Origin of the sequence: Pseudomonas sp. HD6422 (assembly GCF_025377065.1) — a bacterium.
In the GTDB taxonomy this organism is placed as follows: domain Bacteria; phylum Pseudomonadota; class Gammaproteobacteria; order Pseudomonadales; family Pseudomonadaceae; genus Aquipseudomonas; species Aquipseudomonas putida_U.
Genome location: NZ_JAHWIW010000001.1, coordinates 180,207 through 201,480, shown reverse-complemented (window position 1 = coordinate 201,480; position 21,274 = coordinate 180,207). Strand labels below are relative to the sequence as shown.

Genomic DNA, 21,274 nt, shown 5'->3' with positions numbered 1-21,274 from the left:
GGGCCGATTTTTGCGGCGGCATACATTAACAGCTTTTATGCGGTTAGCGGCTAGTGACTCGCTGCTCGAGCAACACACGGTTGGACAGCGACACTAGTTCGCCATCATCGGTGAGCACGGTCGTCTTCACCGTACCGATCTCCTCGATCTGCCCTTCGACCTCTCCAATCCGCACCTGCTGGCCGACCTGGTAGAGCTCACGCACATAGATGCCTGCCAGGATCTGCCCGGCGATTTCCCGGCTGCCCAGGCCCATGGCCAGCGCAACGGCCAGACCAACGGTAATCAGACCGATGACGATCACGTGGTTGAGCAGGTCGGTCTTGACCTCCAACTGGCTAATGGCCACCGAAATGCTGATGATCACCACCAGCCCTTGGGCGATGCGCCCCATGCCTGCGGCGTAATCGAGGCCGATGCCTTCGGCAGCGCCGCGCACCAGGCCGTTGACCAGCTGTGCCAACAGCACGCCGGCGAGCAGCACCAGGGCTGCGCCGAATACCTTGGGCAGGTACAGGGCAAGCATGTCCAGGGTCGCCGAAACCCGTTCCAGGCCCAGGGACTCGGCAGCCGAGACGAGGAAGATGAGCAACACGAACCAATAGACGATCTTGCCGATCAGGGTGGAAATCGGTACCTGAATGCCGGCGCGACCGAGCATTTTGGTCAGGCCGGTGCCGGCCATCAGGCGGTCCAGGCCGAACTTGGCCAACAGCTTGGACAGCAGCGTGTCGAGCAGCTTGGCCACCACGAAACCCAGCAGCACCACGACCAGCGCGCCGAACAGGTTGGGGATGAAGTTCGCTACCTTGGTCCAAAGGGCAGTCATGGCAGTGACCAGGCTCTGGGTCCAGAGATCGAGTTCCATATTCAATCGGCCTTATCAGCTTTGCTGCCGGCGGCAGCGTTGCGAGTAGAGTGTCGACGGACCGGCGCGACATGCGCCGAACCGTTGTTCACGGCGATCAGCAGCGCCTGGCTCCATCGGCCAAGCAAGCTGAACAGATCGCCAGCGCCGACCTGGCGGTTGGCGGTTTTCAGCACGCGACCCAGGCAGGCGGCATCATCCCGGTCCTTACCGGACGGCGACGCCTTGAGCAGGTCGCGCAAGGATTCTTCAAACGGATCGTGCATGGGCACCTCGCGCAGTGTCAGTCAGAGACGAGACGGCCGGGCCATGGGTCACAACCTTCATACCCAGCGCAGACGACGGAACAGCCACCACTGCCCCACGGCCAACCCCAGCACGACCATGCAGGCGAACAGAAAACCGTAGGGATTCTGCGCCCCAGGAATGCCGCCGACGTTGATGCCGAGCAAGCCGGTGATGAAACTCATCGGCAGGAAGATGCAGGTGATGATGCCGAACTGGTACATGGTCCGGTTCATCCGCTCGCTGCGCCGGCGATCCTCGCTTTCCAGCACCAGCGCCGCGCGCTCGCGGGCCAGCTCGAGTTCCTCGAGGTAACGGATCAGGCTGTTGTTGAGTTCGTTCCAGTAATCGGCATCGGCCGGGGCGAACCAACTCCATTTGCTGCGCGAAAGCTGGGCGTAGATCTCCCGCTGCGGGGCCAGAAAGCGCCGCAAGCCCGCGGCGCGTCGACGGATCTGCTGGAGACTGCCGTGTTCGGGGCCAGCATGGCGTGAAGAGTACCGTTCGTCGGATTCGAACTTCTCCTCCTCCAGATCGACCAGTTCAGACAGGTCGCTGACCAGTGCCTGGACCTTCTCGGTCAGCAGTTCTCCCATCAGCAGCAACAGTTCCGATGCCGATCTCGGCCCCCTGCCTTCTTGCAATTGCTGAAGGATCTCTTCGCTGGCACGCAGCGAACGCAAACGCAGGGAGATGACACGCTGCGCCTGGGCGTGGATACGCACCGACACCATGTCCTCGGGTTCGGCACCCGGATTGAGGTTGACCCCGCGCAGGAACAGCAGCAATTGTTCCTCGGCCAGCGGCAACAACCGTGGCCGGGTATTTTCTTCCAGCAGCAGGTCGCAGGCGAACTCGCTCAGGCCGCTGTCGCGCAGCAACCAGGTACGGGTCTGCGGGTGGCTGCGATCCCAGTGTAGCCACAGGCTTTCCTGCGGCTGCAACTGCAAGCCATCCAGCTCGGTACGGGCGATTGAACGCGCGCCGCCTTTACCATCGAGCACCAGGGCATGGACCAGCCCCCACTGCGCGTTGTCTTCCTCGAACATTGACGCTCCATCAGCGCGTACGGCGCATTACTCCGGCATTTTCAGCGGGCTTGGCGAGACGATCACGCCGTTGTTGTCGGCATACAGGTACTCGCCTGGGCGGAAAGTAACACCGGCGAAGGTCACCGCCACATCGAGGTCGCCCAGGCCGCGCTTGTCGGTCTTCTTCGGGTGGCTGGCCAGCGCCTGCACCCCCACGTCAGTCTGGATCAGCACATCCACGTCGCGTACGCAGCCATAGATGACCAGCCCCTCCCAGCCATTCTTGGCGGCCTTTTCGGCAAGCATGTCGCCCAACAACGCACAGCGCAGTGAGCCACCCCCGTCAACTACCAGCACCTTGCCCTTGCCATCGAGTTCGACCTGCTCCTTGACCCGCGAGTTGTCCTCGAAGCACTTGATGGTGACGATCTGGCCACCGAAGGAATCGCGGCCGCCGAAGTTGCTGAACATCGGCTCGAGCACCTGGACCAGGTCCGGGTAGGCATCGCACAGGTCGGGCGTAACGTAATGCTGCATGGCAAGCTCCTGTCAGTCGCAACGAAAGCGGATGTGGAGCTAGGCTACACCGGAGCGGTCGGTGCAGTCATCCCAGACCGGGCGGTCATTCAGGTTTTATGGAAACCTGTGATCACCCCGCCGGCACAACCTCCGCCGCCACCGTCGCCTCATGCACCGCCACCAAAGGGTCGCGCAACCAGCGCTCCACCAATGGCCACACCTGCGCCTGCGCCGCCTTGCTCACCAGCATGTCGACATGGCCAAACGCCTCGAAACCCTCTTCGCGCCCGAGGCGCAGGAACTGCTTGCGCTCCCCACCCAACTGCTCGTACAACTTGCGGCACGCCCATACCGGGTCCTGAGTGTCACCGGCGCCGGCCACCACCAGCAGCGGTACATCGACGTTGGCCAACCCCGCCCACCAATCGTCGCCCTTGTCGCCGAAACGCCCGAACAGGCCATGCCAGCGCATGCTTTCCAGCGCCAGACCAATCGGTTCGTCCTCCGGGCCAAGTTTCAAGCGCGGACCGGAAAGGTGCCCCCAACGCTTGAGCAGCAGCTTCGCTCCCCAGGTCAAGGGTGGCACTTTCAACGGCCAATACACCCGGCTCACCTGGCTGCCGAACAACGCTACGCTAGCCATCTGGGTGGCCGGCAGGTAGCCCCCACCCAATGCCGCTGCCAGGGTGGTGCCGCCCAGCGAATGACCGATCCAGTGCGGCGCTCGCGCCGCCTGTTCGTGTACGAAAGCGGCGATCGCCGGCAGGTCGTAGCGGGCATAGTCGGCCACGCGATTGCGCTGCCAGTCGCGGTTGCGCGGCGACAGGCCGTGGCCACGCATCTCTGGGATCCACACGTCGAAACCGGCACGCGCCAGTTGCGCCCCCAGTCCGATGCCTTTGGGCGAATACCAGAAGCGTCGGTTGGAAAAACTGCCGTGCAGGAGGATGACCGGCTGGCCATGGCCAGCGGTCTGATCCGCCAGCCCCAGGCGGGTGACAGCCAGTTCGACGCTCGGATCCGGGCTGTTGCCGGCCTTGATCCGGTACACGTCTTCGCTGAGGTCGCCCCGGCGCTCGGCGCTGAGCAGGGCCACGGGAAATAGAGTGCTGCTGCTTTGCATAGATGACTTGCACAAAAAAAGGGCGGGATCCATTGCTGGAACTCGCCCTGGATAGACCAGGCGGGGGCGCGCCAGGCACGTCCCCGCAATTTACCAGATCAAGCCGCGCCCTGGCCCTCGGCCAGGAAGAACCAGGTCTCGAGGACCGAATCCGGATTCAGCGACACGCTTTCGATGCCCTGCTCCATCAGCCATTTGGCCAGGTCCGGGTGGTCCGAAGGGCCCTGGCCGCAGATGCCGATGTACTTGCCGGCCTTGTTGCAGGCGGCGATGGCATTGGCCAGCAGCTTCTTGACCGCAGGGTTACGCTCGTCGAACAGGTGAGCAATGATGCCCGAGTCGCGGTCCAGGCCCAAGGTCAGCTGGGTCAGGTCGTTGGAACCGATCGAGAAACCGTCGAAGTACTCGAGGAACTCCTCGGCCAGGATGGCGTTGGACGGCAGCTCGCACATCATGATCACGCGCAGGCCATTGTCGCCACGGGCCAGACCGTTCTCGGCGAGCAGGTCGACGACCTGGCTGGCTTCGCCCAGGGTACGCACGAACGGCACCATGATCTCGACGTTGGTCAGGCCCATTTCATTGCGCACGCGCTTCAGGGCGCGACACTCGAGCTCGAAGCAGTCACGGAACGACTCGCTGATGTAACGCGAAGCCCCACGGAAGCCCAGCATCGGGTTCTCTTCTTCCGGCTCGTACAGCTTGCCGCCGATCAGGTTGGCGTACTCGTTGGACTTGAAGTCCGACAGGCGCACGATGACCTTTTTCGGGTAGAAGGCCGCGGCCAGGGTGCTGATGCCTTCGACCAGCTTCTCGACATAGAAGCCGACCGGGTCGTCGTAGCCCGCGATGCGCTTGTCGACGCTCTCTTTGAGCTCCGGCGGCAGGCCGGCGTAGTTCAGCAGTGCCTTGGGGTGCACGCCGATCATGCGGTTGATGATGAACTCCAGACGCGCCAGGCCGACACCGGCGTTGGGCAGCTGGGCGAAATCGAAGGCGCGGTCCGGGTTGCCGACGTTCATCATGATCTTGAACGGCAGTTCCGGCATGGCATCGACCGAGTTCTGCTTGACGTCGAAGCCCAGCTCACCTTCGAAGATGAAACCGGTGTCGCCTTCGGCGCAGGACACGGTCACGCCCTGGCCATCCTTCAAGACCTGGGTGGCGTTGCCGCAGCCAACGACGGCCGGAATGCCCAGTTCACGGGCGATGATCGCCGCGTGGCAGGTACGGCCGCCACGGTTGGTGACGATGGCGCTGGCGCGCTTCATGACCGGTTCCCAGTCCGGGTCGGTCATGTCGGAGACAAGTACGTCGCCTGGCTGGACCTTGTCCATCTCGGACACGTCGTTGATCACGCGGACCTTGCCGGCGCCGATACGCTGGCCGATGGCGCGGCCTTCGACCAGCACGGTGCCCTTTTCCTTGAGCAGGTAGCGTTCCATGACGTTGGCGCTGGCACGGCTCTTCACGGTCTCAGGACGGGCCTGGACGATATACAGCTTGCCGTCGTCACCGTCCTTGGCCCACTCGATATCCATCGGGCGCTGATAGTGCTGCTCGATGATCATGGCCTGCTTGGCCAGCTCGTTGACTTCGTCGTCGCTCAGGCAGAAGCGCGCACGGTCGGCGCGGTCGACTTCGACGGTCTTGACCGAACGACCGGCCTTGGCTTCGTCGCCATAGACCATCTTGATTGCCTTGCTGCCCAGGTTGCGGCGCAGGATCGCCGGACGGCCAGCCTGCAGCGTCTGTTTGTGGACGTAGAATTCGTCCGGGTTGACCGCACCCTGCACGACGGTTTCACCCAGGCCGTAGGCGCCCGTGATGAACACCACGTCGCGGAAGCCCGACTCGGTGTCCAGGGTGAACATCACGCCGGCGGTGCCGGTTTCCGAACGGACCATGCGCTGCACGCCAGCGGACAGGGCCACCAGCTTGTGATCGAAGCCCTGGTGCACGCGGTAGGCGATGGCGCGGTCGTTGAACAGCGAGGCGAAGACCTCCTTGGCCGCACGGATCACGTTGTCCACGCCACGGATGTTGAGGAAGGTTTCCTGCTGACCGGCGAAGGAAGCGTCGGGCAGGTCTTCGGCGGTGGCCGACGAGCGCACGGCCACGGCCATGTTGTCGTTGCCCTTGGACATTTCGGCGAACGCCGTACGGATTTCCGAATCCAGACGCGCCGGGAACTCGGCCTCCATGACCCACTGACGGATCTGTGCGCCGGTCTTGGCCAGGGCGTTGACGTCATCGACGTCCAGCGCATCGAGCGCGGCGTGGATGCGGTCGTTCAGCCCGCTCTGTTCGAGGAAATCGCGGTACGCCTGAGCCGTAGTGGCAAAGCCGCCCGGCACCGAGACGCCGGCACCGGCAAGATTACTGATCATCTCGCCCAGGGATGCGTTCTTGCCCCCCACATGCTCTACATCATGGACGCCGAGCTTATCGAGGGAAACTACGTACTCTACCAAGGTGATCTCTCCACTTCTGTATGGGAAACGCTCAAGGGCGCCGGCCTGCCGCTATGACTTGACCGGGCGCTTGTGGCCTGTACCTGGAAAATAAGTGAGAATGCCGACAGCCACGTTCGGCAAACCGAACTTATCATATCCAAGATTTGTCATCAGCTTAAGGCCCAGATCGCAAATGAAACGAACCGCGTTCTTCATCTCCGACGGCACCGGCATCACGGCCGAAACCCTGGGCCAAAGCTTGCTAGCGCAGTTCGATAGCATTCCGTTCAATAAATTCACCCGCCCCTACATCGATACACCGGACAAGGCGCGGAACATGGTGGCGCAAATTAACGCCGCCGCCGAACGCGACGGCATGCGGCCGATCATCTTCGACACCATCGTCAATCAGGACATCCGTGAGATCCTGGCGACGTCGAACGGCTTCATGATCGACATCTTTTCGACGTTTTTATCCCCACTTGAGCAGGAATTGACTGCCCATTCGTCGTATTCCGTCGGAAAATCCCACTCTATCGGGGGCAACTCGAACTATATGGAGCGGATCGAGGCGGTGAATTTCGCCCTCGATAATGACGACGGAGCCCGTACCCATTATTACGACAAGGCCGACCTGATCCTGGTCGGCGTGTCGCGTTGCGGCAAGACCCCGACCTGCCTGTACATGGCCATGCAATTCGGTATCCGCGCCGCCAACTACCCGCTCACCGAAGACGACATGGAGCGCCTGCAGTTGCCAGCGGTACTGAAGAAGTACCAGCACAAGCTGTTCGGCCTGACCATCGACCCCGACCGCCTCACCGCCATCCGCCACGAGCGCAAGCCCAACAGTCGGTATTCGAGCTTCGCCCAATGCGAGTTCGAGGTACGGGAAGTGGAGAATCTGTTCCGCCGCGAGAACATCCCCAACATCAATTCGACGCATTTCTCGGTGGAGGAGATTTCCGCGAAGATCCTGGTGGAGAAAGGTGTGGAGCGTAGGTTCAAGTAGGGCGTGGGGCTCGCCGTAAGTTGTTCGTCGCTGGTTAGATCGAGCGCCGCCCGCGCGGCGCATCGCGAACTGCGCTCGATCTCACAGACGCTAAAACTCTCCCGACGAGCACCCCCGGCATCACCGCCGGGGCTCCCCATTCGCACTTACACTCAGGACGGCACCACCACGGCCTGCCCGCTCATCGCCAGGTCGACCAACTCGCGATTGGCCACCGCATACATCGCATAATCGGTGCCGGTGGCGTTGCGCAGGTCATCGAGCATGGCGCGCCAGCGCTCGACCATCACTCGATGCTGCTCGGCCCACAACGCCACCCGGGCATTGATGTCCTCTGGCGCGTCGGCCATCTGCAGCACGGATATGGTGATCGCCCGCTGCTGCAGGTCGATGTCGTCGCGGAATGCCTCGCGGGCCAGGGCCTGCCAGTTGCTTTCCACCGGCAAGTTGCTGATCTCCTGCAGGTACCAGGTCAGGTCCAGCGCGCTGCCCACGGCGAAGAACGCCTTGGCCACCTGCGCAGGCTCATGTCCGGTGACATCCGCCGCTTCGATGATTGGCAACAGCGTGTAAAGGTGGCTGGTGCCAGCGACCATGCGCGCCAGCAACTCCGGCACGCCAGCGGCGACGAAGCCCTGATAGCGCTCCATCCAGCGTTCGCGGGTCGGCCCCTCCAGCAGTTCGTCGAGCTTCAGCCCCAACTGCGCGATCTTCGGCCCGAAGTGCGCTGCATCGCGCCCGGCGTCCTGCTCGTTGCGGCGGCTGCGCAAGAACCAGCGCGTGGCCCGACGCCCCAGACGCATCAGCTCGTCCATCAGGGTCAACTGGATCTCGGCGGGTACTTGGTAATCCAATGCCTCGATCTGGCGGAACCAGTGCGGCAGGTGGAAGATATCGCGCACGATCACGTAGGCTCCGGCGACATTGGCCGGGCTCATGCCAGTGGACTCCTTCAGGCGCTGCACGAAGGTGATGCCCATGTTGTTGACCAGGTCGTTGGCGATCTGGGTGCTGACGATTTCGCGCTTCAGGCGGTGACGGCGCATGGCCACGTCGAACTTGCTGACCAGCGAAGGTGGGAAGGCGGTCTCCATGTCGCGAGTGAGGTAGTCGTCGTCCGGCACCTGCGATTTGAGCAATTGCTCCTTGAGGTCGATCTTGCTGTAGGAGATCAGCACCGACAGCTCGGCACGGGTCAGCCCCTGACCGGCCGCCAGGCGCTCGGCCAGCAGCTCTTCGCTGGGCAGGAATTCGATGGCTCGGTCGAGCTTGCCACGGCTCTCCAGGTCAGCCATCAGCCGCTTGTACTCGGCAATCCGTTCGCGGGCGCGGCGTGCGGCCAGCGACAGCGCCTGGGTCTGTTTGTAGTTGTTGCCCAGCACCAGCGTGGCCACTTCGTCGGTCATGCTGCCCAGCAGCTGGTTACGCTGCTTTTCGGTCATGTCGCCGCCCTGCACTACCTCATTGAGCAGGATCTTGATGTTGACCTCGTGGTCGGAGCAGTCCACGCCAGCGGCGTTGTCGATGAAGTCAGTGTTGGTGGCTCCGCCGTGCAGGCAGAACTCGACGCGGCCAAGCTGGGTCATGCCCAGGTTACCGCCCTCGCCCACCACCTTGCAGCGCAACTCGTCGCCGTCCACGCGCAAGGCGTCGTTGGCCTTGTCACCGACATCGGCATGGCTTTCGCTGCTGGCCTTGACGTAGGTACCGATGCCACCGTTCCACAGCAGATCCACCGGTGCCTTGAGCAGCGCGTGGAGCAGCTCGGTCGGAGTCAGGCGGTCGGCCTCGATGGCGAAGCGTTCTTTCATCTGCGAAGTGATGACGATGCTCTTGGCGCTGCGCGGGAAGATGCCGCCGCCCTCGGACATGATGCTGGTGTCGTAGTCGCTCCAGGCCGAACGTGGCAGGTCGAACAGGCGCTGGCGTTCGGCGAAGCTGGTGGCCGGGTCCGGATTGGGGTCGATGAAGATGTGCAGGTGGTTGAAGGCTGCGACCAACTGCAGTTTGTCGGACATCAACAGACCGTTGCCGAACACGTCGCCGGCCATGTCGCCGATGCCGATCACGGTGATCGGGTCCTGCTGCACGTTGATCCCGCGCTCGCGGAAGTGGCGCTGCACGCCGACCCAGGCGCCGCGGGCGGTGATACCCATCTTCTTATGGTCATAGCCAGCCGAGCCACCGGAGGCGAAGGCATCGCCCAACCAGAAGCCGTAGTCGATGGCGATGCCGTTGGCGATGTCGGAGAAGGTCGCGGTGCCCTTGTCCGCCGCTACCACCAGGTAAGGGTCGTCGTCATCGTGCCGCACCACGTTGGCCGGTGGCACCACGCCGCCGTCCTTGAGGTTGTCGGTGATGTCGAGCAGGCCGCTGATGAAGATGCGGTAGCAGGCCACGCCCTCGGCGGCGATCTCGTCGCGGCTGCCGCCCAGCGGCAGGCGCCGCGGCAGGAAGCCGCCCTTGGCCCCCACCGGGACGATCACCGAGTTCTTCACCTGCTGGGCCTTGACCAGGCCCAACACCTCGGTCCGGTAGTCTTCCTCGCGGTCCGACCAACGCAGGCCGCCACGGGCGACATTGCCAAAGCGCAGGTGCACGCCCTCGACCCGCGGCGAATAGACGAATATCTCGAACTTGGGTACCGGCTTGGGCAGTTCGGGAATCAGCTTGGGATTGAACTTGAAACTGAAGTACGGCTTGGCCTGGCCATTGGCATCGGGCTGGTAGAAGTTGGTGCGCAAGGTGGCCTTGATCAGGTCCAGGTAGCGGCGCAGGATGCGGTCCTCGTTGAGCACCTGGACGTCGTCCAGGGCGGTGAGGATCGCCTGTTCCAGACGCTGCTGCTTGTCATCCAGGTCATCCTGGCCCAGTTTGCGCGCCAGGTAGAAGCGGGTCTTGAACAGCCGGGTCAGCTCGCGGGCGATATCGGTGTGGTTGTTCAGGGTGCTGGCGATGTAGCCCAGGTCGAAGCCCAGGCGGATCTGCTTGAGGTAACGGGCATAGGCGCGCAGCAGCGCCACATCGCGCCACGGCAGGCCGGCGGTGAGCACCAGGCGGTTGAAGGCATCGTTTTCGGCGTCGCCGTTGACGATGTGGACGAAGGCGTCCTGCAGGGTGTCGTTGAGCTGCTGGATATCCAGGTCCAGACCTTCGCTGTAGGTGAAGGCGAAGTCATGAATCCAGTATTCGCGACCACTGGCATGGCGCAGGCGGTAAGGGAACTCGCCGAGCACGCGCAAGCCCAGGTTTTCCAGGATTGGCAGCACGTCGGACAGCGCCAGTGGGGTATCGGCGTGGTAGAGCTTGCAATGCAGCAGGCGCTCGCCCAGGCGCGTCAGCGGCTGGTAGAAGCTCATCACCAGTGGCTTGGTTTCGGACAAGGCCAGCACGTGCTGCAGGTCGACCACCGCCGAATGCGCCGGGAAACGCTCGCGGTAGCCGGCTGGGAAACCTTTGGGGAAATCGCTGAGCACGTTGGTGCCCTGGGCTTCGCCGAGGTTCTCGATGACCAGCGCGGTGTAGTCGTCCTGCCACGACCGGCATGCCTGGACCACCTCCTTCTCGAGCTGCTGCGGATCGATATCGATGCGGTTCTTCGGATCGACCCGCAGGATCAACTGCACCCGCGCCAGCACCGACTCGGAGAAGAAGGTCCAGAACTCGCAGTCGCTCGCTTTCAAGCGCTCCATCAGCACCTGCTGAATCTTCTGGCGCACTTCGGTGGAATAGATTTCCCGCGGTACGTAAGCCAGGCAGTAGCAGAAGCGACCGTACGGATCCTTGCGCAGGAACACACGAATCTTGTTGCGCTCCTGGATCTGCACGATCGACATGACCGTGCTGAACAGCTCGTCGATCGGCGTCTGGAACAGGTCGTCGCGCGGCAACACCTCGAGTACCTGGGCCAGCTCCTTGCCCAGGTGCGCCTTGGCATCGAAGCCTGAGCGACGCTCGACCTCGGCGACCTTGACACGGATATAAGGAATGGAATGCACGCTCTCGCCATACACCGACGAGGTGTACAGGCCCATGAAGCGGCACTCCTTGATGACCTTGCCAGCCGCATCGAGCTGGCGGATCGACACGTAGTCCGGATAGGCCGGACGATGCACCCGGCTGGGCAAGGCGGCCTTGGCGAAGGACAGCAGCAGCGGTTCGTTGAGGTAGGCGACCGCGTAATCTTCGATACGCAGATCCTCGGCGGTCAGGCCCACCCGCAAACGCCGCGGCAGGCCGAGGAACGAGTCCGGATCGTAGACCATCTGGCCGCCGGCGCTATCGGCCTGGACCGTGAACTCCTCGTAGCCGAGGAAGGTGAAATGGTTGTCCAGCAACCACTCGAGGAAGGCCTTGACCTCATCTTTCTCGTGCTGGGCGGGGCCGAAGGCGGTCTGCTCGACCTGCGCCACCACTTCGCGCAGCTTGGCCTTCATCGGCTCGAAGTCATCCACCGCCACCCGTACCTCGGCCAGCACCTGCTCGATCTCGCGGGCCAGCACCTGCAGTTCGGCGGCGTTGGCGCAGCGGTCGATCTCCAGGAACATCAGCGACTCATGCTGCACGCCCTCGCCCTGGGTGCCTTTGGGCAACAGTTCCAGCAGTTCGCCCTTGGCGCCCCGGCGCACGCTCAGCACGGTGGTCTGCAGGGTGTGGATGCTGTAACCGCGGCGGTTGAGCTCGGTGCGCACCGAGTCGACCAGGAATGGCAGATCGTGGTGCAACACCTCGACCACGCTGTGCGTCGACTGCCAGCCATTGCGCTCGTAGTCGGGGTTGTACACCCGTACCTGAGGTTGCGCGGGGTCGAAGCGCTCGATGATGCGCCAGGCCGACAGGGTGCAGCCGACCAGGTCGGACAGGCGCCGCTGGGTGAGTTCGTCCAGAGAGATGATGCCGAAGAACTGTTCGGCGAACAGCGCCACTTGTGGCAGTGCCTGCTCGCTGATGTGCTGCGCCAGGGCCGCTTGCAGTTGATGCTGGAAGTCGGCTTTGCTGGCTGCGGTGAAGAACGCCATCTGTGGTACTCCGCGTGGGCTTTGTTGTAATGAAGCGTCGCATGCGTGCGCCGTACACGGATCAACGATAGTCAACCCGTGGCAAGACGAACGGTGAAAACCTGGGCGTTGAACGTGCAAGCACGCTCATGGCTCGCCGAAGCTTAACGACTGGCCGGTCATCGCCGCTTGCGGTGCTGCGACAATTTCGGTCAAAGGGTGGAAACTTTACGTTTATGGATGCGCATCGGGCTGTCAGAATTCCCTTTCATTCACTCCAGTCCGAGCCCTGCCATGCACATCAAGACCGCCCTGCTGTTCGCCACCCCTTGCGACGACGAGGAAGACAACATGGCGACCCTGTGCTGCCACAGCGACAAAGGGCAGATGTTCCTGCTGACCCGCTATCCAGATGAAGACACCGTCGACCTCACCTTGGATGACGAGCCGTCGACCCTCGATGGCCTGACGGTGACGCTGAGTGCCCAGCGCCTGAGGCTCGAGGTGGCCGCCACCGACCGCGATGCGCTCAAAGGCGACGCCTCACTGGACATCGAACTGACCTCGGCGGGCACCGACCTGGATGAAGTGGCGCTGACCTTGCGCAATATCCTCGACGGCACCGGGACCTTCATCGACCAGCGTTGAGGCTGCGACCCGGCATCCGCCCTAGCTCGGCGCCCGCTCATTCAGCCCAGTGGATTGTCATGCATCACCCTGCCCTTGGGGGCTGGGCGATGCACGTACATCCAGTCAAGACGGCTGTTGCGCATGCCGTTCAGGGCATTCCAGTGGGCCGATGTGTGCACGTAACGACCCTGCAGCAGTTGGCGCTCTGCACCGGTCAGTTGCAACTGCGAACAATCGCCCAAAGCAAAGCCGTGCACCTTGTGGCTGATACCGCGCAACTCTGCCGGCAAGCGGTGTTCAGGCTCTCCCCCCAGCGGCGCGAACGGCACTCCGCCACGCACGCCCAGTTCCCGCATGAGGCTCAGGTACACCCGCGACAGGTGTCCGAGCACCTCACGCTCACGGTGAACCGCGGCATACACCTGCTTCTGCGCCAAGAACCGCTGGACGGCGCCGCCGACAACCGGCTCTTCCCAGCTGAGCACCTGGGCCGCGGGCGCACCCAATTCGGTGAACGAGGTCTGCAGCAAACTGACAGCCTGGGCATAGGCCTCGGTCCGCTCGACCGGCGTCGACTGCGCCACCCGTTGGGAAAACGGCTTGCACAGCTGCACCTGCTCGTGCATGCGCTCCTTGTAACCACCACCGACGTTGGCATGTACACCGGGCACGACGATGTCGTTGGCACTGCGCACCAGGGGAAAATTGTGCCGTTGCTCATCCCCGGCCACCAATTGCACCACGTGCCGGGCAATGCCTGGGGCCAGCCCCAGGCGCAGAGCGCCATTGCGGGTGTCGGCAGGGTCGAAGTCCCAACTCAACGGGGCGACGATGGCCGCTACGGTGTCGAACAGGCCGATGAAATTGATCGGCCATTGCACCTCGGCCAGCCGATTGGCCAGGTGCCGCGCCGCCGCCGCGCCACGGCTGAAACCGAACAGGTCGAACGCCAGGCGTGCCGGCAAGGGGCCCGCGTGCCGCTGGTTTTCGAACCAGGCCAACACCTCGGCCACCCGCGCCTCCACGCCTGTGGAACCGCGTCCGGTGGCCTGGCCGTAGAAGGAGTCGGCAGCACCTTCGCGCGTGCCAACACCTGGCACGTAGCGTTTGATGAACAACTGGTCGCCCAGCATCCCGGTGGGATACAACGCGTGCAACAACGCCACGTTGCTGCGTGAGTTGCCATAACTACCCGCTTCGCCATAGCCCCCCAGGGCCAGGTTGCACTGATTGTTGCCGGTGCCGTCGAAGAAAATCCCCACCCGCAGGGTCACCCCAGTTGGGAAGTCGTGCTGCTCGCTCATGGTTTCGTTCCAGACAAGGAAAAGAAAACCAGCAAGCGCCAGCCCGCACCCGTTGCAAATCGGCAAACACGTAAAGCAAAGCAGGAGAATTCGCCTCGCTGAGCAGGATAAAAATACGAGCCTGCATTGGTCGGCGCCCCCCCGGATGGATTAAAGTATCAGCCCCTGCCAGGCCGCCCGCGCTCCGCGCTCGCCCTGGCGCAATCCCAGGAACCGTCGCCGATGGAACACCGTGAAGCGCTGATCGCGCTGCGCACTTTTCTTTCCTCCCAGATCCTAGGCCAGGAGAAGCTGGTCGAGCGCCTGCTGATCGTACTGCTGGCCGACGGCCACATGCTGGTGGAGGGGGCGCCGGGTCTGGCCAAGACCAAGGCCATCAAGGAGCTTGCCGAAGGTATCGAGGCGCAGTTCCATCGCATCCAATTCACCCCCGACCTGCTCCCGGCGGACATCACCGGCACCGAGATCTACCGCCCGGAAACCGGCAGCTTCGTGTTCCAGCAAGGGCCGATCTTCCACAACCTGGTGCTGGCCGACGAGATCAACCGCGCCCCGGCCAAGGTCCAATCGGCCCTGCTCGAGGCCATGGCCGAACGCCAGGTCAGCGTCGGACGCAGCACCTATGAGCTGTCACCACTGTTCCTGGTCATGGCCACGCAGAACCCGATCGAGCAGGAAGGCACCTACCCGCTGCCCGAAGCCCAACTCGACCGCTTCCTCATGCACGTGAAAATCGGCTTCCCGGACGCTGCCGTCGAGCGTCGTATCCTCCAGCAGGCCCGCGGCGAAGCCCTTGGCGGTGAGGTCAAGCCCGAGCGGCGCGTCAGCCAGCAGGCGATCTTCGCCGCGCGCAAGGAGATCCTCGGCCTTTACATGGCCGATGCGGTGGAGGAATACCTGGTGCAGTTGGTAATGGCCACGCGCACCCCGGCCAAGTTCGACGCCGAACTGGCCGACTGGATCGCCTACGGCGCCAGTCCGCGTGGCTCGATCGCCCTCGACCGTTGCGCGCGCGCCCATGCCTGGCTGGCTGGGCGCGATTTCGTCAGCCCCGAGGACATTCAGGCGGTGCTGTTCGACGTGCTGCGCCACCGCATCATTCTGTCGTTCGAGGCCGAGGCCGCGGGGGTCGACCAGGACCGGGTGGTCCAGCGCATCCTCGACGTCGTCGCCGTTGCCTGAGCCCATGCCCACCACGCCGCAGGCCGAACCCGGCATCCGCATCGGCCTCGCCGAGCTGATCGACATGCGCCATCGCGTGCGTGAGATCCAGCTGTTCTCCCGGCCCGGGCAGCGTAGCCCGCTGGTCGGCCTGCATCATTCCAAGCTGCGCGGGCGCGGCGTCGACTTCGACCAGGTGCGGGTGTACCAGGCCGGTGACGACGTGCGCAACATCGACTGGCGAGTCACCGCGCGGACCCAGGAGCCACATACCAAGCTGTTCCACGAAGAGCGGGAGCGGCCAATCTTCATCCTCGTCGAACAGAGCCACCGCTTGTTCTTCGGTTCCGGGTTGATGTTCAAGTCAGTGCTCGCCGCCCAGGCTGCAGCCCTGTTCGGCTGGGCCGCCCTGGGCCACAACGACCGCATCGGCGGCCTGGTGTTCGGCGACAACGAGCACCATGAGATCAAGCCCCGGCGCAGCAAACAGAGCCTGCTGCAACTGCTCAACCGCATGGCCCGGGCCAACCAGGCGTTGCACAGCGAAGCGCTACCCCAAGCGGACAACCTCGGCCTGGCCCTGCGTCGGGCACGGGAAGTACTGCGCCCCGGTAGCCTGGCCATCGTCATCTGCGACGAGCGCTCCCTGAGCGACCAGGCCGAACAGCACCTGGCCATGCTCTCACGGCACTGCGACCTATTGCTGATGCCGGTCAGCGATCCCCTCGACCACGCCCTACCAGCTGCCGGCCTGCTGCGTTTCGCCCAGCGCGGTCGGCAACTGCAACTCGACACGCTGGACGCCAACCTGCGCCAGGCCTACCGTCAGCAGGCCGAAGCACGGGTCGAGCGCTGGGAACTGATGGCGCAGAAGCTGCGGGTCGTACTGATGCCTCTGAGCACCCAGAGCGAGATGATCGAACAATTGCGTGAATACACCAACGCGCAACGCCCAGGGAGCCAGCCGTGAATCCCCTGGACCAACTGCAGCCGCTGATCGCTCCGCCGCCGATCGGCCTGTGGCCGCCCGCACCCGGCTGGTGGCTGCTGCTGGTAATGCTGCCGCTGCTGGGCTGGGGGCTCTGGCGCCTGCGTCGTTGGCGCCCGGGCAAACGTCCGGTGGTACGCGCCGAGCAGCCCCTGGACCCGGTGCGCTTGGCCGCCCTGGCCGAACTCGCCAGCCTGCCCCGCCCCTATGACGGCGCCCCGGCCGGTGCCTGGCTGCAACAGATCAACGCCCTGCTCAAACGGCTGTGCCGCAACCATTACCCTGGCGCCAACAGCCACACCCTGAACGGCCGCCAGTGGCTGGCGTTCCTCGACAACCGCTGCCCCGCCGCCGGCCTGACCCGCTGGATGGTGCTGGTCGAAGGGGCCTACAAGCCCGAGTGCCGGCTCGACGACAAAGCCATCGCCGGGCTGGCCCAGGCGGTCGAAACCTGGATCCGCAAACATGTTTGAGTTCGCCTGGCCGTGGCTCCTGGCACTGCTTCCGCTGCCCTGGCTGGCACGCTTGCTGCTGCCGGCCGCCGACAGCGGCGAGCCGGTGCTCAAGGTCGGCTTTCTGCACGAACTCGAAAGCCTCGCCGGACGCCGCGCCCGGCTGAACCTGCCGACGTTGCGCCAACAGTTGCCGTTCGTGCTCATCTGGGTACTGCTGCTGTTCGCCGCGGCACGCCCGCAATGGCTGGGGGAACCAGTGCCCGTCGCTGCCAGCGGCCGCGACTTGTTGGTGGCGGTGGATGTTTCGGGATCGATGGACTTCCCTGACATGCAATGGCAGGGCGAGGAGATCAGCCGCCTCGATCTGGTCAAAGCGCTGCTCGGCGACTTCCTGCAGGAGCGCGAAGGCGACCGGGTCGGGCTGATCTTGTTCGGCAGCCAGGCCTACCTGCAAGCGCCACTGACCTTCGACCGGCGAACCGTGCACACCTTCCTCGATGAGGCGCAGATCGGCATCGCCGGCAAGAACACCGCCATCGGCGACGCCATTGGCCTGGCAGTCAAGCGCCTGCGCGAGCGCCCGGCACAGAGCCGAGTGCTGGTGCTGGTCACCGACGGCGCCAACAACGGCGGTCAGATTCACCCCTTGACCGCCGCTCGCCTGGCCGCCCAGGAAGACGTGCGCATCTACACCATCGGCATCGGCGCCAACCCCGAGGCCAGCGGCACGCCAGGCTTGTTGGGACTCAATCCGAGCCTGGATCTGGACGAAGCCTCGCTCAAGGAAATCGCCGAGCTGACCCACGGTGCCTATTTCCGTGCCCACGATGGCGCCGAACTGGACGCCATCGGCGACACCCTCGATCAACTCGAACCGGTGGCCCAGCAACCGACCCAGGCGCGGACCGCCCGTGAGCTCTATGCCTGGCCCCTGGCCCTGGCATTGCTGCTGAGCATGCTGTTGGTAACCGACACGCTGTGGCCGGACAACCTGCTCCAGCGTGCCCTGCGCAAACCACGCTTTCTTCAGCCTCACCCCGAATGGCGCCAGCGCCTGAAACGCCTGCGCCTGAGGAGGCGAAGATGATCGAGCTTTGGCCGCAATGGCTGCGCCCGTTATGGTTGCTGCTGGTACCCCTGCTGAGCTGGCTGCTGTTCAAGCTCTGGCACCGACGCAAACGTGCCGGGCGCTGGCAGATGATCCTGCCTCCGGCATTTCACCCGGTGTTGCTGGGCGGTGGCAGTGGCAGCAACAGCAAGCTGCCTTGGGTCGCCTTGGGCGTGGCTTGGCTGCTGGTGGTGCTGGCCCTGCTCGGCCCGAGCTGGCAGCGCCTGGAGCAGTCCCACCAGCAGCCGGCCGACCCACTGGTGATCCTGCTCGAACTGACCCCGCAGATGCTCGCCGAAGACGCCTCGCCCAATCGGCTGGAACAGGCTCGGCGCAAGATTCTCGACCTGCTCGAACACCGCCGCGACAGCCAGACCGCCCTGATCGTCTACGCCGGCTCCGCGCACACCCTGGTACCGCTGTCCGATGACCTGGGCACCACGCGCAACCTGCTCGAGGCGATCGACCCGTCGATCATGCCGCAACCCGGTCGGCGCGCCGACCTGGCCGTGCAGAAGGGCCTGGCCCTGCTGGCCCAGAGCGGACTGGGCCAGGGCCGCCTGTTGCTGGTGGGCTCGGCACTTGGCGAGGATGAACGCCAGGGCATCGTCAAGGCCCTGGGCCGACAGGGGCCGAGCCTGCTGATGCTAGGCGTCGGCAGCCGCGAAGGCGCGCCGGTACGTCAGGCCAACGGCGAATACCTCAAGGACGACCAGGGCGGCATTCTCGTGCCACGCCTGGACAGCGCCGCGCTCAAGGCCTTCATCGGCAGCACCGGCGGCCGCTACCGTCACGCCCGGATCGACGACCTCGACCTGCGCGGGCTGGGCCTGTTTGACTCGCCCCACCGCCTACGCAACGACGGCCAGAACCTGCAACTCGACCGCTGGGCCGACCAGGGCTACTGGTTGCTGCTGCCTTTGTTGCTGCTGGCGGCCTGCGCCGGGCGGCGCGGCTGGTTGTTCTGCCTGCCGCTGCTGCTGGCGCTGCCGCAACCGAGCCAGGCCATGACCTTCGATGACCTCTGGCTACGCCCGGACCAGCAAGGTCAGCGTCTGCTGGAGCAACAGCGGCCGGCGGACGCGGCGCAGCATTTCCGCAACCCGCTGTGGCGCGGCGTGGCACTGTATCAGGCCGGTGACTACGCGGGCGCCGCCCAGGCATTTGCCCAAAGCAACAGCGCCGCAGCACACTACAATCGGGGCAACGCCCTGGCCCGCAGTGGCGAACTGGAAGCTGCGCTTGATGCCTATGAGCAGGCGCTGGAACTGCAACCCGATTTGCAACCGACACTGGACAACCAGGCGCTGGTCCAGCAACTTCTGCAACAACGTGAGGGCCAGGCCGAGCAGGCGCAGGCCGGCAATGACGCCCAGGGCACTCCAGGCAGCGATACCGACGGCAACAGCAGCTCGGCCGGCAATCCGACTCAGGGTGCGCCGGGTGACGACGAGCAGAGCGCAACGGCTCCCGGCGAGAGTAGCAGCACAAGCCAGGCGGCACCTGGGAGCGATCCAGGCGGTGACGATGACAGCATCATCAAGCCTCCACAGCGCCCAGCCGCGGCCAGCCTCGATGCCGAACAGCGTCAGGCCCTGGAACAATGGCTGCGGGAAATCCCCGACAATCCGGCGGAACTGCTGCGGCGCAAATTCTGGTATGAACAGCAATTGCATCAGGAAAATTCACGATGAGTCGCTTCGGCGTCTTTCTTTTCAGCTTGCTATGCAGCCTGCTGGCCCATGCCGCGCCGAGCTTGCAGGCGAGTGTCGACCGTAACCGCCTGGAAGCCGGCGAAACCTTCGAGCTGACCCTCGAAAGCCAGGACGTGACCCAGTTCGGCAAGCCTGACCTGCGTGCCCTGGAAGGCGACTTCGATGTACGTGGTACACGCCAGCTCAACAGCCTGCACACCCTCGACGGCGAAACCCGCGCCAGCACCCGTTGGATCATCACGCTGCTGCCTCGTCGCAGTGGCAGCCTGCGCATTCCCCCGTTGCAACTGGGCCAGTCACACAGCGAACCGATCGACCTGCAGGTCCTGCAAGCCGACGCCAGCCGTCCGGACAGTGCCCAGCAAGTGTTCATCGAAGCGAGCGTGGACAGCGCGCAGGTCTATGTCCAGGCCCAGGTGGTGCTGACCCTGCGTATCTACCATTCGGTATCGCTGTATGACGACAGCAGCCTCAGCCCGTTGCAGCTGGACAGCGCCAAGGTCGAGCCGCTGGGTGAGTCGCGCACCTATGAAAAAGATATCAGTGGCGTGCGCCATGGCGTGATCGAAACCCGATACGTGGTCTACCCGCAGCAAAGCGGCACGCTTGAAATCCCACCACTGACATTCATCGCCACCGCCGTCGACAGTGCGTCGCCAACGGCTACCGGGAACCGCAGCGGCCATCAGGTGCAGGTCAGTTCGTTACCACTGCATATCACCGTGCAGCCCATTCCCCCGGCCTGGCCAGCCAACACCCCGTGGTTGCCGGCACGCGAGCTGAGCCTGGACGAGCACTGGAATCCCGACCCTGCGAGTCAGGCCACGCAGATCGGCGATTCGCTGACCCGCAGCATCACCTTGCGCGCCGAAGGCCTGTCCAGCACTCAATTGCCACCCCTGCCCGCCACCGAGATCAACGGCCTGCGTCGCTACCCGGATCAACCGGTGCTGCGCAACGACATCAGCGAACGCGGCATGACCGCCAACCGCGAGGAACGCGAAGCGCTGGTGCCGACCCACAGCGGCGAACTGGCCCTGCCGGCGTTGGAGGTGACCTGGTGGAATACCCGCGAAGATCATCTGGAGCACAGCAGCCTGCCAGCCAGGACCCTGAGCGTGCGCGACAACCCTGCCCTGAGCGCAGAGACGCCGGTGGGCGACAACAGCAGCGCCAGCCGGTTGCTCTGGCCTTGGCAATTGGCCACGCTGGTGTTCGCCCTGACGACCTTGCTGGGCTTCGCCCTGTGGTGGCGGGCACGCACCCAGCCGGCGGTGTTGCGTGCCGCGCAGAACGGGCCTAGCCCCCGCACGCTGCTCGACGACCTCAAGCGCGCGTGTCTGGCCAACGACCCCCAGGCCACCCGCCAGGCCCTCGACGCCTGGGCCCGCCAACAACCGGAGACCTTGGCCGAGATGGCAGCGCGCTTCGTGCCGTTGTCGGATGCGCTGGATGGGTTGAACGGGGCGTTGTATAGCGAGAGCGGCCAGTATTGGCAGGGTGAAGAGTTGTGGCGAGCGATCGGCACGATCCCATCGGCGGAGCAGGTCGTGGTACCTACCGGAGAAAATGGCAGCCTGCCGCCGCTTTATCCGAAGTAGAGGGGTTGGGGGTCACTTGAA

16 protein-coding genes are annotated in these 21,274 nt (G+C 64.3%); 8 read left to right on the top strand and 8 right to left on the bottom strand.

Annotated features, from left to right (window positions below; all coding sequences use genetic code 11):
• Positions 1 to 43 precede the first annotated feature (43 nt).
• The 6 genes from KY379_RS01000 to ppsA form a co-directional block, all read right to left on the bottom strand.
• Entirely contained in the window at positions 44 to 868 is an 825-nt protein-coding gene (locus KY379_RS01000) for a mechanosensitive ion channel family protein (RefSeq protein WP_133328803.1), read from the bottom strand.
• A 2-nt stretch (positions 869 to 870) separates the two neighbouring features.
• On the bottom strand, positions 871 to 1,134 hold the full coding sequence (locus KY379_RS00995) for a CrfX protein (protein WP_133328805.1): 264 nt from the start codon (positions 1,132 to 1,134) through the stop codon (positions 871 to 873).
• Between the two features lie 57 nt (positions 1,135 to 1,191).
• A complete protein-coding gene (locus KY379_RS00990) occupies positions 1,192 to 2,202 on the bottom strand; it encodes a zinc transporter ZntB (RefSeq protein ID WP_133328807.1) in 1,011 nt (336 codons plus the stop codon).
• A gap of 27 nt (positions 2,203 to 2,229) precedes the next feature.
• Positions 2,230 to 2,721 carry a ribonuclease E activity regulator RraA gene (gene rraA, locus KY379_RS00985; protein ID WP_136913647.1) on the bottom strand — a complete coding sequence of 164 codons (492 nt, stop codon included), beginning with the start codon at positions 2,719 to 2,721 and terminating at the stop codon, positions 2,230 to 2,232.
• Positions 2,722 to 2,833: 112 nt separating this feature from the next.
• Complete coding sequence (locus KY379_RS00980) at positions 2,834 to 3,859, bottom strand: lysophospholipase (RefSeq protein ID WP_261240449.1); 1,026 nt, start codon at positions 3,857 to 3,859, stop codon at positions 2,834 to 2,836.
• 65 nt (positions 3,860 to 3,924) lie between these two features.
• The gene (gene ppsA, locus KY379_RS00975) at positions 3,925 to 6,300 is read right to left on the bottom strand and encodes a phosphoenolpyruvate synthase (RefSeq protein WP_133328813.1); all 2,376 of its coding nucleotides are present in this window, start codon (positions 6,298 to 6,300) and stop codon (positions 3,925 to 3,927) included.
• Between the two features lie 175 nt (positions 6,301 to 6,475).
• On the opposite strand from ppsA, the gene KY379_RS00970 reads away from it, so the two are divergent.
• Complete coding sequence (locus tag KY379_RS00970) at positions 6,476 to 7,294, top strand: pyruvate, water dikinase regulatory protein (protein WP_133328815.1); 819 nt, start codon at positions 6,476 to 6,478, stop codon at positions 7,292 to 7,294.
• A 152-nt stretch (positions 7,295 to 7,446) separates the two neighbouring features.
• On the opposite strand, the gene KY379_RS00965 is transcribed toward KY379_RS00970, so the two are convergent.
• On the bottom strand, positions 7,447 to 12,312 hold the full coding sequence (locus KY379_RS00965) for an NAD-glutamate dehydrogenase (protein WP_133328817.1): 4,866 nt from the start codon (positions 12,310 to 12,312) through the stop codon (positions 7,447 to 7,449).
• 273 nt (positions 12,313 to 12,585) lie between these two features.
• Between KY379_RS00965 and KY379_RS00960 the strand changes: the two genes are divergently transcribed.
• Positions 12,586 to 12,939, top strand: coding sequence for a hypothetical protein (locus tag KY379_RS00960; RefSeq protein ID WP_261240450.1), 354 nt, complete (start codon positions 12,586 to 12,588; stop codon positions 12,937 to 12,939).
• A gap of 41 nt (positions 12,940 to 12,980) precedes the next feature.
• On the opposite strand, the gene KY379_RS00955 is transcribed toward KY379_RS00960, so the two are convergent.
• Complete coding sequence (locus KY379_RS00955) at positions 12,981 to 14,225, bottom strand: T6SS phospholipase effector Tle1-like catalytic domain-containing protein (protein ID WP_261240452.1); 1,245 nt, start codon at positions 14,223 to 14,225, stop codon at positions 12,981 to 12,983.
• A 222-nt stretch (positions 14,226 to 14,447) separates the two neighbouring features.
• On the opposite strand from KY379_RS00955, the gene KY379_RS00950 reads away from it, so the two are divergent.
• From KY379_RS00950 to KY379_RS00925, 6 genes are read left to right on the top strand one after another with little or no spacing between them, the layout of a single operon-like run.
• Positions 14,448 to 15,407: an AAA family ATPase gene (locus tag KY379_RS00950; RefSeq protein ID WP_133328823.1), complete on the top strand. Its 960-nt coding sequence runs from the start codon at positions 14,448 to 14,450 to the stop codon at positions 15,405 to 15,407.
• A 4-nt stretch (positions 15,408 to 15,411) separates the two neighbouring features.
• Positions 15,412 to 16,356 carry a DUF58 domain-containing protein gene (locus KY379_RS00945; RefSeq protein ID WP_133328944.1) on the top strand — a complete coding sequence of 315 codons (945 nt, stop codon included), beginning with the start codon at positions 15,412 to 15,414 and terminating at the stop codon, positions 16,354 to 16,356.
• Positions 16,353 to 16,847 (top strand): DUF4381 domain-containing protein, encoded by a 495-nt coding sequence (locus KY379_RS00940; RefSeq protein WP_261240453.1) that lies wholly within the window; start codon positions 16,353 to 16,355, stop codon positions 16,845 to 16,847. The genes KY379_RS00945 and KY379_RS00940 overlap by 4 nt, the downstream gene beginning before the upstream one ends.
• Positions 16,840 to 17,916 carry a vWA domain-containing protein gene (locus KY379_RS00935; protein WP_261240454.1) on the top strand — a complete coding sequence of 359 codons (1,077 nt, stop codon included), beginning with the start codon at positions 16,840 to 16,842 and terminating at the stop codon, positions 17,914 to 17,916. The genes KY379_RS00940 and KY379_RS00935 overlap by 8 nt, the downstream gene beginning before the upstream one ends.
• Positions 17,913 to 19,631, top strand: coding sequence for a tetratricopeptide repeat protein (locus KY379_RS00930; RefSeq protein ID WP_261240455.1), 1,719 nt, complete (start codon positions 17,913 to 17,915; stop codon positions 19,629 to 19,631). Before KY379_RS00935 ends, KY379_RS00930 begins: the two co-directional genes overlap by 4 nt.
• The gene (locus tag KY379_RS00925; protein ID WP_261240456.1) at positions 19,628 to 21,253 is read left to right on the top strand and encodes a BatD family protein; all 1,626 of its coding nucleotides are present in this window, start codon (positions 19,628 to 19,630) and stop codon (positions 21,251 to 21,253) included. The genes KY379_RS00930 and KY379_RS00925 overlap by 4 nt, the downstream gene beginning before the upstream one ends.
• Positions 21,254 to 21,274: the final 21 nt, after the last annotated feature.